This is a genomic window from Streptomyces herbicida (genome assembly GCF_032656585.1).
Classification (GTDB): Bacteria; Actinomycetota; Actinomycetes; order Streptomycetales; family Streptomycetaceae; genus Streptomyces; species Streptomyces herbicida.
This window is the reverse complement of sequence record NZ_JAUYWJ010000014.1, coordinates 209,647-222,780: the sequence shown is the minus strand read 5'-3', so window position 1 is coordinate 222,780 and position 13,134 is coordinate 209,647. Positions and strand designations below refer to the sequence as shown.

Annotated in this window: 14 protein-coding genes and 1 pseudogene; 6 read left to right on the top strand and 9 right to left on the bottom strand. The window is 69.5% G+C overall.

The genetic code is table 11. From position 1 onward, the window contains the following. The first annotated feature begins 114 nt into the window (after positions 1 to 114). Positions 115 to 849: a response regulator transcription factor gene (locus Q8A52_RS28600; protein ID WP_316756599.1), complete on the top strand. Its 735-nt coding sequence runs from the start codon at positions 115 to 117 to the stop codon at positions 847 to 849. After that, positions 839 to 1,951: a sensor histidine kinase gene (locus Q8A52_RS28595; protein ID WP_316756597.1), complete on the top strand. Its 1,113-nt coding sequence runs from the start codon at positions 839 to 841 to the stop codon at positions 1,949 to 1,951. Before Q8A52_RS28600 ends, Q8A52_RS28595 begins: the two co-directional genes overlap by 11 nt. 62 nt (positions 1,952 to 2,013) lie before the next feature. Here the strand turns inward: Q8A52_RS28595 and Q8A52_RS28590 are convergent. From Q8A52_RS28590 to Q8A52_RS28565, 6 genes and pseudogenes are all read right to left on the bottom strand, one after another. Beyond that, a pseudogene (locus Q8A52_RS28590) lies at positions 2,014 to 2,267 on the bottom strand (NAD-dependent epimerase/dehydratase family protein); the annotation flags it as partial. 125 nt (positions 2,268 to 2,392) lie between these two features. Beyond that, on the bottom strand, positions 2,393 to 3,013 hold the full coding sequence (locus Q8A52_RS28585; RefSeq protein ID WP_316756596.1) for a hypothetical protein: 621 nt from the start codon (positions 3,011 to 3,013) through the stop codon (positions 2,393 to 2,395). A 93-nt stretch (positions 3,014 to 3,106) separates the two neighbouring features. Beyond that, positions 3,107 to 3,508 (bottom strand): hypothetical protein, encoded by a 402-nt coding sequence (locus tag Q8A52_RS28580; protein ID WP_316756595.1) that lies wholly within the window; start codon positions 3,506 to 3,508, stop codon positions 3,107 to 3,109. Continuing rightward, entirely contained in the window at positions 3,505 to 4,650 is a 1,146-nt protein-coding gene (locus Q8A52_RS28575) for a molybdopterin-dependent oxidoreductase (protein ID WP_316756594.1), read from the bottom strand. Before Q8A52_RS28575 ends, Q8A52_RS28580 begins: the two co-directional genes overlap by 4 nt. Before the next feature lie 153 nt (positions 4,651 to 4,803). Then, positions 4,804 to 5,238, bottom strand: coding sequence for an ester cyclase (locus Q8A52_RS28570; RefSeq protein ID WP_316756593.1), 435 nt, complete (start codon positions 5,236 to 5,238; stop codon positions 4,804 to 4,806). Positions 5,239 to 5,713: 475 nt separating this feature from the next. Continuing rightward, positions 5,714 to 6,319: a TetR/AcrR family transcriptional regulator gene (locus tag Q8A52_RS28565; protein ID WP_316756591.1), complete on the bottom strand. Its 606-nt coding sequence runs from the start codon at positions 6,317 to 6,319 to the stop codon at positions 5,714 to 5,716. Between the two features lie 134 nt (positions 6,320 to 6,453). Between Q8A52_RS28565 and Q8A52_RS28560 the strand changes: the two genes are divergently transcribed. The 3 genes from Q8A52_RS28560 (at position 6,454) to Q8A52_RS28550 (ending at position 9,126) form a co-directional block, all read left to right on the top strand. After that, on the top strand, positions 6,454 to 7,764 hold the full coding sequence (locus tag Q8A52_RS28560) for a cytochrome P450 (RefSeq protein WP_316756590.1): 1,311 nt from the start codon (positions 6,454 to 6,456) through the stop codon (positions 7,762 to 7,764). Continuing rightward, on the top strand, positions 7,754 to 8,002 hold the full coding sequence (locus Q8A52_RS28555) for a hypothetical protein (protein ID WP_316756589.1): 249 nt from the start codon (positions 7,754 to 7,756) through the stop codon (positions 8,000 to 8,002). The genes Q8A52_RS28560 and Q8A52_RS28555 overlap by 11 nt, the downstream gene beginning before the upstream one ends. 83 nt (positions 8,003 to 8,085) lie before the next feature. Next, the gene (locus tag Q8A52_RS28550; RefSeq protein ID WP_316756588.1) at positions 8,086 to 9,126 is read left to right on the top strand and encodes a helix-turn-helix domain-containing protein; all 1,041 of its coding nucleotides are present in this window, start codon (positions 8,086 to 8,088) and stop codon (positions 9,124 to 9,126) included. 204 nt (positions 9,127 to 9,330) lie between these two features. Here Q8A52_RS28550 and Q8A52_RS28545 read toward each other — a convergent pair whose 3' ends face one another. Next, complete coding sequence (locus Q8A52_RS28545) at positions 9,331 to 9,714, bottom strand: AQJ64_40280 family protein (protein WP_316756586.1); 384 nt, start codon at positions 9,712 to 9,714, stop codon at positions 9,331 to 9,333. A gap of 36 nt (positions 9,715 to 9,750) precedes the next feature. Continuing rightward, entirely contained in the window at positions 9,751 to 10,167 is a 417-nt protein-coding gene (locus tag Q8A52_RS28540; RefSeq protein ID WP_316756584.1) for a hypothetical protein, read from the bottom strand. Between the two features lie 118 nt (positions 10,168 to 10,285). Between Q8A52_RS28540 and Q8A52_RS28535 the strand changes: the two genes are divergently transcribed. Further along, positions 10,286 to 11,401: an MBL fold metallo-hydrolase gene (locus tag Q8A52_RS28535; RefSeq protein ID WP_316756582.1), complete on the top strand. Its 1,116-nt coding sequence runs from the start codon at positions 10,286 to 10,288 to the stop codon at positions 11,399 to 11,401. 324 nt (positions 11,402 to 11,725) lie between these two features. Here Q8A52_RS28535 and Q8A52_RS28530 read toward each other — a convergent pair whose 3' ends face one another. Then, a complete protein-coding gene (locus Q8A52_RS28530) occupies positions 11,726 to 13,090 on the bottom strand; it encodes a carotenoid oxygenase family protein (protein ID WP_316756580.1) in 1,365 nt (454 codons plus the stop codon). Positions 13,091 to 13,134 lie beyond the last annotated feature (44 nt).

Genomic DNA, 13,134 nt, shown 5'->3' with positions numbered 1-13,134 from the left:
GTTTGGTGTTCTTACGGATCGCTGACGTCGCCGTTCCTTACGGAACGATGACGGCGGCCGTCACGACGACCACCCCGTCCGCCGCCGACCCCTTCCAGTGCGAGACTCCCGAGGGTGAAACGCATACTTGTCGTGGACGACGACCCCACCGTCTCCGAGGTAGTCGCCGGGTACCTGGGCCGGGCGGGCTTCGCCGTCGACGTGGCTGCCGACGGCCCCACCGCCGTGGCCCGGGCCGCCACTCGGCCGCCCGACCTCGTGGTGCTGGACCTGATGCTGCCCGGCATGGACGGGCTGGAGGTGTGCCGCCTCATCCGTGAGGACGGGCCGCTACCCGTGATCATGCTGACCGCGCGCGGCGACGAAGAGGACCGCATCCTCGGCCTGGAGGTCGGCGCGGACGACTACGTCACCAAGCCCTTCAGCCCGCGGGAGTTGGTACTGCGGGTGGAGTCCGTGCTGCGTCGCGCCGGGACGCCGGCCACCACCGGGACCGCGCCCGCGGAGCCCCGGCTGCGCAGCGGGCCCCTCGCCCTGGACCCCACCGCCCGGCGCGCCACCCGAGACGGCACCGAACTCGCCCTCACCGTCCGCGAGTTCGACCTGCTGGCATTCTTCCTGCGCCACTCCGGCCGGGCCACGACCCGGGAGGAGCTCATGCACCAGGTGTGGGGCTGGCAATTTGGCGATCTCTCGACCGTCACCGTCCATGTACGGCGGCTGCGCGAGAAGATCGAGGACGACCCGGCCCGACCCCGCCTGATCAGCACCGTATGGGGCGTCGGATACCGCTTCGACCCTCCCCGGCCGGCGGCAACCGACCAGAACGGAGCCGACGATGGTCGGTGACACCCTGCTCATCGCCCTGTACGCGGCCATCGGCGCAGCCGCTGCCGGACTTCTCGGCACCGTCGCCCTGCGACTGCTGCGCAACCGGTCGGTCGCGCTCTCCCTGGCCGTCGTCGCGGCCGTCACGGTCGCCGCGATGCTCGCCGGAACGCTGCTGGTGTCCTGGGCGATGCTCCTGTCCGACCACGACCTGTGGGTCGTGACGATGGTGTGCGCAATGGCCGCGGTCGTCTCCCTCGCCGTCGCCCTCCTGCTGGGCCGCAGCGTCGTCAAGGGCAGCCGAGCCCTGGCCGAGGCCACCCGCGCGCTCGGCGACGACGGCAGCTTCACCCCACCCGCCACCGCACCCACCGCCGAACTCGCCGAATTGAGCAGCCAGTTGGCCGCCACCAGCGCCAAACTCGCCGCGTCCCGTGAACGGGAGAGGGCTCTGGAAGCCTCCCGCCGCGAGCTGGTGGCCTGGATCTCTCACGATCTGCGCACCCCGCTGGCCGGCCTCCAGGCGATGACGGAAGCGCTCGAGGACGGCGTGGTCGACGACCCCCACGTCTACCACAGCCGCATACGTGCCGAGGTCGAGCGCATGAGCGCCATGGTCAGCGACCTGTTCGAACTCTCCCGCATCCAGGCCGGCGTCCTCGCCCTGACCCCGACCCGTATGTCGGTCTACGATCTGGTCGGCGACGCCATCGCGGGCGCCGACGCCCTGGCCAAGGAACGCGGGGTGCGGCTCGTGGGCGACGGGGTGGAGCCGGTGCCGGTCGAGGTCGACGGCCGCGAGATGTCCCGCGTCCTGGCCAACCTCCTCGTCAACGCCATCCGCCGCACTCCGGCGGACGGCACCGTCGCCGTGGCCGCCCGCCGTGAGGCCGACCGCGTCGTACTTTCGGTGACCGACGGCTGCGGCGGCATCCCCCCGGAGGACCTGCCCCGGGTCTTCGACACCGGCTGGCGCGGCACCGACGCGCGTACCCCGCCCGCCGGGGCCGGGCTTGGTCTGGCCATCGTGCGCGGCATCGTGGAGGCCCACCAGGGCCGCGCGGCCGTGTGCAACGTCCCGGGCGGCTGCCGATTCGAGGTCCACCTGCCTGCTGCGGTCTGAGGGCGGCAGCGGGGCGAATCGAGGCCCATGCAAGACGAGGACCGGCCCGGCGGGTGAAGCAGGGCCGCCGGCGCGGCAGCCGTCTCCCCCGAGCTGTGCGGCTCGCCGCTGACGACGTTGATGCCCGCAGGCTGCCCGCCCCAAGGCCGTCCACGCAGTCCAGAGCGGCGAGGTTGACTCCTGCCACGTCCCAAACGTGCACGAAGTCCCGCCGTTGTCCGCCGTCCTCGAACACCCGCGGGGCCTCACCGCGCGCGAGCGCTGACCGGAACAGGGACGCAACGCCCGCGTGCGGGGTGTCGCGCGGCATGCCGGGCGGTTCGAAACACCCGCTTGGCAGGTCCCGCCACCCTGCGCGGCTCCGGCTGCACAAGACCGTGCGGGGAGTACTCGTGACGCCCCTCGCCTTGCACGAGGCCGCAAGCCTTCGTCGCGGGGACGTCAGGGGTTCGTAGGCCTTCCGGTCTGTGCCGTGTCCTGTCCCGTCCGGGGCGTCGCCACCGTCAGCAGGCCGAAGGCCAAGGCGAAGCCGAGCATGGTGAACACCCCTCGGGGCCAGAAGATGTGACTGTCGACGAACGACCAACAGGCACAGAGCAGCACGAGCGCGCCCGGCAGCACCCGTGCCCCGTGCCTCCGCCAGAGCACCGCGCACGTGGCAAGACAGGCCACGGCCAGCCCGTACACCCCGGCCCGGCCCAGCTCGTCGCCGGTTGCGAACAGCCGTCCCGCCGCACCGTGGACGCCGTGATCCACCACCACCCCGGCGGAGATCCCGGCCACGGCGTCGAGCCCGGCGTAGTACGCGGCGTAACCGAGGCACCCGGCCCAGGCGAGCACCGTCAAGGCCCCCTCGGCATCACGGCGCGGCCTTCCCCACAGCGGGACCACCAGGCCGAGCGTCAGGAAGGGAAAGGCGGGCAGCAGGGCGATGTGGAGTACGGCCCAATGGCCCGCGGTCGCCGCCGTCAGATGCCGAGGATGCGCCAGGCCGACGGCCGCCAGCACCAGTGGAGCGGCTGTCACCAGTGCGGTCGTACGAAGTACACCGAGGTTTCGCATCCGGTCACCGTAGGAGCCCCCACCGGCGCCGCAGCTCTCCTGCCGGACAGCGTAAGACACCCGTAAGACGGCACGGTCGGGATGCGGCGGCCCTCACGACGGCGGCCGCCGGCTGCGGGCGAACCCCCGCACGGCAACCAAGAACGCCGTCACCGTGGCCACAACCACCAGCGCGATCACCAGGTTGCGCGGATAATCCAGCGGGAGCACCGAGGCGTTGGCCCGCGGCCCAGGACGCAGCAGAACCGGCAGCGCCACCACCGTCAGCGCTCCCGCGGCCAACAGTGCCCCGCGCACCGGCCCGCGCGCACCACCGCGAACCAGCACCAGCCCGACCAGCAGCACGAACGGCGCGATCAACGCGTCGTGCAGGACGATTGCCCCGCCCAGCCAGACCAGCACGTCCGTCAAGTCACGGACGTCGAGCAGCAGGGACGCACCGACGCCCATGAGCGCCACGCCGAGCGCACCCGCAAGGAAACGCGTCGCCTTCATGCCAGCACCTCCAGCCGGCCCACCCACTTGGTCTGCAGCACGCCCGGACGGTTGGGGGCGATGAGCCGCGCCGGGTAGCCGTGGTCGGGATCGAGTTCCTCTCCGTTCAGGCGCAGAGCGAGCAGGCTCAGGGGGTCGCGGGCGTGCTCGTGACCCATCTCCGACACCCGGTAGCCGCCGCGCAGTTGCAACGACACCACCCTCACCCGCGCATGCGGCGGTGCGCCCGCCCGCTCCAACAGGTCCACGATGCGCACGCCCGTCCAGTGCGCCGACTTGCTCCAGCCCTCCACACAGGCGATGGGGAGCTCCACCTCGTGCTGGGGCAATGCGCGCAGCTCGTCCAGCTCCAGGGTGTACGGCCGCGGCCCGGCCACCACCAGTCGGTACTCCTCGTCCGCGATCCGGCCGACCCCGGCAGCTGCCGCGGTCCGGTTGACGGGCAGGGCTTGCGGGCCGTGGTCCGGATGGCGGGGCGCGAACAGGATGAAGTCCTTCAGAGGAGTGAAGGACTGACCCACCGTGGTCAGCGTGACGGCCCCGACGGCCGCGCCCAACGCGGCCAGCAGCGACCGCCGGTCAGGACCGTCCTGCGCGGGCAAGGCGACGGTCCCGGGCGACCGTCGGCTCCAGTGCGCCCGGATCTCGGGCGCCTTGACCGCGACGTGCAGGATCAGCGCCCCGACCACCAGCCACGCCACCGCGTAGTGCACCGGCACGAACGAGAACGGCCACGGGTACCACTGGGCTGTGTTCAGCAGCCCCGTCGCCAGCTCGAAGACGGCCCCGGCGACCAGCACCGCGACCGACAGCCGCTCGAGCGCGTGCCGGACCGACCGCAGAGGCGGCCACTCGAACAAGCGCGGATACACGGTCCAGAGCTTGGCCAGCAGCAGCGGAATCGCCGCGATACCGGAGGCGACATGCAGGCCCTGGGTGACCCGATAGCCCCATGCCGGACGGCTCGGGATGTCGTTCGCCAGCCAGCCCGGCGGATGTTGCATGAAGTGGCTGATCAAACCGGTGACGAAGCAGACGACGAACGCCGCACCCAGCCACCGACCGATCGAGGTTGCGGTGCGGGCATCGTGCAGTCGGCCCTTGAACACCGGCGGAGAGACACGCAGTTTCATGCCTTCCATCCCACTCGCCACGAGGCCGTTTCGGAACATTTGAACTCTTACGGAACAGGGACGTCTCCGGCCCGTCGGATGACCGGTCCCCGACTCCGGCTGGGCTGCCGACACGCGCCGCGGGTGGAGCCGCCGGACGGCGTCGGCGGCCCGTGGGCCTCGTCAGGCGGGGAGGGCGCCGAGCTGGCGCAGCTGCGCGAGGACGTCGACGACGCCCCGGACCTCGGTGATCCGCCCGTCGGTGAAGCGGAAGATGAAGATCTCGCTGTAGGTGACGGTCTTTCCGGTGGGCGGCAGGCCTCGGTACTCGCCCCGGTGGGTCCCGGTCACCGTATTCCTGGAGATCACCTTGTCGCCCTCCGTGATCGTCTCCTCGACGACGACATGGATGTCTGGGAACGCGCGCAGAAGCACCTCCCACACCCGCTTCAGGGCCTCCGCTCCCGTCGCGCCCATCGGTACCGGCGCGTCGAAGAGCACGTCCGGCGCGACGAACTCGTCGATGGCCTTCGAGACTGTTCCCGGGTCGCCGCTGTTCACGGCGGAATGGAAACGGTTGAGCGTCGCTGTGTTGCGTGCCGGCCCGGCTGCCGGCATGCGGTCTCTCCTCTGCTCTGTGCTGGATGTTGTCTCAGCAGTAAGACAACACAGCCGCCGGGATTGTGACGCGATGCTCGGACGAGGACCTGGAGCCGCTGCCTTGTGCGAGGCCTTCGCCGCGGTTGTGGCGACGGCCGCCTGGATCGCGCTGCGTCCGTTTGGGCATCGCTCGGCGTCAGGGCCTTGTAGAACCAGCTAGGAGCCTGTGGTTGCTCCCCCGGGATCGTGCTGTGACTGGCTTGGCCAAGGTCGGGATGTCCAGGACGATCGCGGCGCTCAGGGTGCCCGCGTGCCCCGTCCACATACGCTCCGAGCTTGCGCGTCCACCCCGACCACGAGGCGTTCGAGGACGCTCCGCCGAACCGCGTGCTCCCCACGAGCCGCTGCCGTCAGCCCGACCGCGGGGGCGGTCGCCGTCGGCCGCTGAGACGGCAGTACGGCGGGGCCGACTTGAGGTCGGCTGAGCCGGGGTTCATTGCTGGTCGGACGCGAGGAACGGCGCAAGGGCCCCCAGAGTCCGCAGTACCTGGTCTGCGGTAGGTGTAGCGGCGGGATCCAGCAGCCATTGGAGCATCAGGCCCTCGCTCAACGCGATGAGGATCGATGCCATGACCTCGGCGGGCACCGGGAGCTCCAAGCCGGCTTCGGCACAGGACCAGGTGATCAGCGCTGCGCCGGACTTGCGGGTCTCGGCCAGGTGGGCGGCGAGCTGGGTGCGAAGTTCGGTCGAGCGCAGGGCGGGTGGGAAGGCTTCGACGCAGCCGACGATGGCGGGGCGCATCTCGTCGAAGACGTCGATCATTGCGGTGAGCGCCACTTTGAGCCGGTCTCGTGGGCTGGCTGCCGGCGCCGCGGAGACCGCCTGTTCCACCCGCGCGGTCCAAGTCCGGAAGCACTCGGCCAGCGCGACATTGAGCAGGGCTTCCTTGCTGCCGAAGTGGTAGCCGATCGATGCAAGGTGCGTTCCCGAGGCAGTGGCCAGGTCGCGGGCCGTCGTGTGGGCGTAGCCCTTGTCCTGCAGACAGCTGACGGCTGCGGCAAGCAGCTTTTCGCGGGGACTCTCAGAGGACTGTTGCATAGAACTGATTCTATGATAGGCAGATGTACGTCCGTCATTGACGTACGTACATATACGGAGTCGTGATGCCCCAACTGCCGCCCGGCTCAGGGACGCCCAGCCCGTTCCAGGTCCTCCGGCTCGTTCGTGATCCGATGCGATTCTTCGAAGACCGTCGGCGCCGCTACGGCCCGGTGTTCCGCGCCCCCGTCTTCCGGATCGGCTGGTTCAGCCGGCCCAAGGAAGTGTTCGTCGCCACCGCCGAACTCGCCGCAGACATCTACGCCACCGATGCCGGTAGCGGCCGGGCCGGTGAAACTCGGCGTGACTTCATGGCACCCGCGGTCGGCGAGCACTCCCTGCTGAGCCTGGACCACGAACCCTGGCAGCGGCACCGCAAACTGCTCACACCGCCCCTGCGTGCCAAGGCGATCGCCGGCTACCGCGACGAGATCGGCAGGATCGCGGCGCAGAACATCAGCCGATGGCCGGTGGGACGACCGTTTGCCCTGCGGGACCGCATGCAGGAAATCACCCTGGAGGTGATCATGCGGCTGGTGTTCGGTATCTCCGACACCGAACGGCTCGACCGGTTGCGGCCGTTACTTCCCACGCTCGCCGACCCGGGGAACCCGTACACGCTCATGCTGATGCCGACGGCTGCCCGGGATCGCGCCCTCGGATCCCGCCTGCTCCGGCGGATTCCCTTTCTGCCCACAACCCGCTTCCTCGCAGCCCGCGACGCGGTGGATGAATTGTTGTACGGCGAGATAGCTCGGCGCCGAGCCGAGCCCCAGCAGCACGCCACTGACGTGCTGTCACGGCTGCTGGCCGCCCGGGACGACAACGGTCGGCCGATGACCGACCAAGAGCTTCGCGACGAGCTCATCACCATGCTCGAAGCCGGGCATGAGACCACGGCGACCGGCCTGGCCTGGACGTTCGAGCGCCTGCTGCGCAACCCACGCGTGCTCGACAAGCTCCGCGCCGAACTCGACACCGGCCAGGAAACCTACCTGGACGCGGTCGTGAAGGAAGGACTGCGCACCCGTCCCGTGGTGTACTCGGCGCTCCGTCTGCTGGATGCTCCACTCGAACTCGGTGGCTACACGGTCCCCGCCGGCTGGGCCGTCGGCCCGGCCATCCCCCTCATCCACCACGACCCCGTCGCCTTCCCCGAACCCGACGAGTTCCGTCCCGAACGATTTCTCGGCAACGACGCCGCCGCAGCCAACAAGTCATGGATGCCCTTCGGCGGTGGCCGCCGCTACTGCGTGGGCGCCCAACTCGCCCTTCTCGAAATGCGCGTGATCATCCGGCAGATCCTCGAACGGATAGACCTGACCGCCGAGGACCCAGAACCCGAACTGCCACTGATCAGACACGTCACTCTTGTGCCCTCGCGCCTGGCCACCGTTACGGCACAACCGCGCGCCACCACCACGGCCGGACATCGTGACCGATGAACGAGCTCAGATCCGGCCGCTCCCGGACACCGCCGAACGCAAGCACCGGCTCCGTTTCCGGGCCGCGGCTCTCGGCTGCGTCGCGGGCGACGGCATCGACTCGCCCCCTTTGGCCTCGATGGAGCAGGCATGTCGCGAACTGGCCCATGTCCTGGAGCGCCTCACCGCCGACGACGCCCCCGCAGGCTGCGCGCCAGGGGAGGTAGAGGACGGGTCACGTCGACGGCTTGCGTGCTGACGTGCTCCCAGGCTCCACGGCCCCGAGACGCCCATGCCTCCACGGCTCGCGGGTCGTGATCAGCCTTGTGATTGACTACCACCGTGTTGCCCGAAATCGTCTTCACCACCCAGGATCTGCCGGCGAGCGACCGCTTCGAGGCTTGGACGGAGCAACTGGGGCGCACCCACGCGCCGATGCAGCTGAGCAGCGAGCGCACCGCGGACTACCGGGGACACCAGCGGGTAATCGGGCTGGGCGACGTGACGGTGTGGCCTGCGACCTTCGACCATCTGGTCTTCCGCCGGACGCCCAGGCTCGTGCGCCGGTCCGACCCCGAGGTGTTCCATCTGTCCCTGCTGCGGCACGGCGACGGCGCGGCAAGCTGGGGCCAGCAACAAGTGGCGTACCGAATCGACGACTTCCACGTGAACTACTCGTCCCGGTGCTACGACATATCGACCGGCCCGGACCCGGTCACCATCGTCGGGGTGGAGATCCCGCGCGCCGCCTTGGATCTCCCGGCCGGCCGGGCGGACCGGGTGGTGGGCCACCGGATATCCGGCCGGGAGGGCATGGGTGCGCTCCTCGCGGGGATGCTCGTGCAACTGACCTCGGACACCTCCTCCTACCGGGCAGCCGACGCGCAGCGGCTGGGCATGGTCGTCACCGATCTCGTCAACGCCGTCTTCGCCCACGCCCTCGACGCGGAAGCGGAGTTGCCGCCCGAAACACACGCCCGCACCCTGACCCTGCGCATCAAGTCCTTCATCCGGCGGAATCTGGGTGATCCGGAGCTGACCCCCGCGAACATCGCCGCGGCCCACCACATCTCGCGCAGCTACCTCTACCGCCTCTTCCAGGACGAAGGCCTGACTGTGGCCTCGTACATACGCGACCAGCGGCTGGCCAACGCCCACCGGGACCTCACCGACCCCGGCCTGCGCACGCTCCCCATCCATGCCGTGGCCGCCCGCTGGGGCTACTCCCGCCCCGGCGACTTCACCCGGGCCTTCCGCGCCGCGCACGGCATGGCACCCAGTGAGCTGAGGGACCAGGCGCTGAAGCGAATAGCCGTGGACGCTGTGCACACGGCCGTGGACGCTGTGCGAACGACAACCCTCGACGCACTCGCACATCATTGATCCCGGTCGCTCAACAGGCCCACGTGCCCGGATAGCGTGCCAGGGCCACGGGGGTGCCCTGACACGCACAGAGCACAACGGCGCCTCGGTCCAGCGGCGTCGGTCCGCCGTGGACCGACGCCGCCGGCAGACACCGCGCGGCCAGCACTATCGGCGTGGTCGCAGACCAGAACCCTGCACGCCGGCGTCCGAGCAGGCCGTGGGTCAGGAGAAGGGACGCGCGCCCCACGCGTTCTGGAGAGCTGACTCCACGTCTTTCCCAAGAACGACGTGCGTCGTCCCGCCCGGCAAGGTGGGTAGCTCAGCCCAATGAGTCACGGTCTCGGCACTACTGAGGCCGTAGGGCAAACGGACAACCCCGTCGGAGTCGACGAAGCAGTCTCTGTGCTCCGCCCCGTCCTCACTCCAGTGCAGAGTCGTGAAGTACATCGGCCTCACCAGCCAAAACTCCTCACCCAATGCCGTATCGGACTCAGCGGCGCTGTCAGCCGGATACCGGCCCGTGATCGCTGCTGCCACCGGTGTACCGCTGCGAGGCAGCCTCTCGCGTGCGTCAACCCACGTCACCACGCTGTTCAGATGCGTCATCGCCATCCTCACTCAGGCACTCGGCAAGCCGTGCCCCTACGCCGGCGCGTCGTCAAGGGCACTGCCCGACCTCTGCATCCGGCAAGACCTCTCGACGCTCGCGAAGGTTGCTTGAGCCGGAACGAGCATGGCAGTTTCGTCTTCCGACCAGCCCCGAGGCAGGAGTCCGCCGGGTGCCAGGTCGAAACCGGGACTCTTCCACGGGTTACGGCCGGCGCGGGGATCACGGGGCACGGCAAGCCCGAAGTACTCGTCAAAGCTGCCCGCGCCGAACAGATCGACGATCTCCTTGTAGTCGCTGGGCAGTCGGGTGCCTAGATCGGCTTCGATGGTGGGCCAGTCGACGCGGGGCCCGGGTATCGGTTCCCAGCCTGGGACGATGCGCAGCTTCTCGGCCCAGGACGCCCTCTCCGGGAAGCTTGCGAACGCCGGGTCCTCGCGGTGGGCGATCACGGCGACCGCACAGGCCCCGTGCGGGGAGGACACCAGGCCGCACACTGATTCCCATGGCGGTCAGTCAAGCCCACGCCAGTGACATCCACCGTGCAAGCCCCGGCACAGGCTGCGTTCGGTGGCGCAGGCATCATGGCGGCACCCGTCTCAGCGGCGCTGCGAGGATGAGCAAGGAGACGTCATGCCAGACAACAGCGGGTTCGCACCGGTTCTGCGAGCACGGTTGGCGGGAGCCGTGCGGCAACACCCCGTCCTCTCGATCGCCCTCGCACTGCAGCTGACGACCGCCGTGGCCCTGGGCGTTGTGTGGCACACCAAGATCCGCCACTCTGGAGACCTCGACGACTACCGCGACCTTCTCGTGGACGATGCCGGCGCACCAGACAGAGCCACGGTCAAGGTGACCTCGCTCGGCACCACCATGATGCTCGTCGATGACGGAACCACCCAGATTCTCATCGACGCTTTCATCACCCCGGCCGCACTTCTCGACGCCGCGCTCGGCCGGCCGGTCTCCACCGACCGCAGCGCAGTGGACGCCGCACTCGACAGGGTGGGGGCGGATCGCGTGCGCGCCATCTTCATCTCCCACTCCCACCATGACCACGCGCTGGACGTCGCCTACATCGCAGCCCGCACGGGAGCCACCGTCCACGGCTCACCGTCCACGTTGAACATCGCCAGGGGCGGGAACGTCCCCGAGGAAAGATTGGCACTGCTGGACCCGGAGAATCCGGTCGAGGTGGGCAACTTCACGGTACGAACCATCGTCTCCAAACACTCCCCCAACCCGATGGGCGGTGAGGGCGCGACCATCGACAGGCCTCTCCCGCAGCCCGCGCGCATCAGCGCATACAAGGAGGGCGGCACCTACGACTTCCTTGTGGCGGCTCCGGAGACGAGCATCCTGTTCAAAGGTTCGGCGAACTGGATCCCAGGCGCGCTCACCGGAGTTCACGCCGACGCACTGTTCCTCGGCATCGGCGGTCTCGGACGCGCCGGACAACGCTTCAGCGAGGGCTTCCTCGACGCAACCATCGGTGCCGTTCAACCCGCCCTTGTCGTCCCCACCCACTGGAACGACTTCTTCTGCCCGGCACACGAGGGCCTTCCGCTGCAACGCAAACTGATCGACAACACACCCGCCGCGTTCGACACCGTGCTCGCCCGCGCCAAAGCGGACGGCGTCGACGTCCGCCTGCTGGATGCGTTCAGCAGCATCACGGTCCCCTAGCACCGCAACCCCAAAACGTTCGATAGCTCGCCCACGGCTTCGGTCCGCGCTCGAGGCCGGGCTGTGTGTCGTGCGAATTGCCGACGGGCGCACCTTTGCGATGCGCGTCGAGTCGGCGGTGCTCAGCCGCACGGCTGGGCGAAATCGGTCCTGCGCGCTTCCGGTTCTGGCTTCTTCTCATGTCGGCTTTCCTTGGTTCTCGTGTGCCCCGGCCTGAGCGGATCCCAGGCGTTGTCCGGGGTGTGCTGCGGGCGGCCGGCCCGCGAGCGTCTCGCGGGCCGGACGCCGGCTTGCGGTACGGCTGTTCGGCCGGGGGTGTCCGGGTCAGCCCTTGATGTCGTCCAGGGCGGTGTCGGGGATCCAGGAGCCGTGGATTCCGGCGGTCACCCGTCGGGGCAGGTGGACGGTGGCGACCCGGTCGAGGCCGGACGCGTCGAGAACCAGTAGCTGCGAGGCGTCCTGCTTGAGGTCGGAGACGACGGTGAGCAGGTAGCCGTCGTCCTCGCGGGTGGCACCGGCGGCGGGGACGAACACGGCTTCGCTGGGCAGCCGGGCGTCGCCGGCCTGGTGGATGCGGCGGGCGCCGGTGGTGCGGTCGTACTTGACGATGCCGTAGCCGCCGAAGCCCTGCTCGTCGGGGAAGGAGATGGCGTACTGGTAGCGGTTCTCGGCGCCCAGGTACTCCTCGTTGAGGGTCGGGAACTCCACCGCGAGGTCGTCGATGATCTGCTCGTCGACGGTACCGGCAGCCATGTCGATGACCCAGCGGCGGGTGTAGGAGCGGGCGTTGGGCTCGGCGCCGCGTCCGGGGGCGCCGACCCACCAGTTCCAGGAGAGGTGGAAGCCCTCGCGGTCCACGGTGGGGCCTTCCAGGACGATGCGGCCCTGGCCGTCCTCGTAGGCGTTGGAGACGTGCAGCATGTTGCCCGGTTCGATGGAGAACCAGCGGATGTTCCGGGTGCCGTCCGCGCCGCGCGGCATGACACCGATGCGGGCGGGCTGCTGGTCGCTCCAGCCGTAAGGAATGCCGGAGTGCTCGGCGGGATCGAAGGTGACGTTGCCCTCGATGAAGACCACGTGGTGGCGGGTGATGGCGAAGTCGTGCTTGAGCGAGGCGCTCGCGCACGGGATCTCGGCGCTGTGGACGATGGAGCCCTTGGCGTCGCAGACGTAGTACATCAGGTACGCCGGGAACGGCGAGGATGCGAAGAAGTGCAGCTCGCCCGTCACCGGGTCCTCCTTGGGGTGCGCGGTCATCGCGGTGCGCAGCTTGCCGTCGAAGTCGTAGGCGCCGACCGTCTCCAGCTCGGGTGTGAGCTCGAAGGGGAAGTTCGCCTCGCACAGGGCGAGCAGCCGGCCGGCGTGCTCGATGATGTGGGTTCCGGCCGTGCTGGCGGTCAGGTCCGGGCCCTTCTCGGTCATATAGGGGGCGCCGTCCAGGGCGGGGGTCTTCACCCAGCGGTTGCGGTACCACTCCGCGCGGCCCTCACGCAGCCGGATACCGTGCACCATCCCGCTGCCCTTGAACCAGTGCGTCGGAGTCACGCCGGGCTTCGGGTTGTGGCCGTTACGGAGCAGACGACCGGTCAGCTCGGACGGCAGGGTGCCTTCCACGGTGAGCTCAGTGGCCGTGATCTCGTCCGCGACCGGGGCGTAGTGGCCGATCAGGTAGGGCTTCTCAGCGGTCATGGCGGGAACCTTCTTTCAGTGGATGCGATCGGTGGGCCGGATGT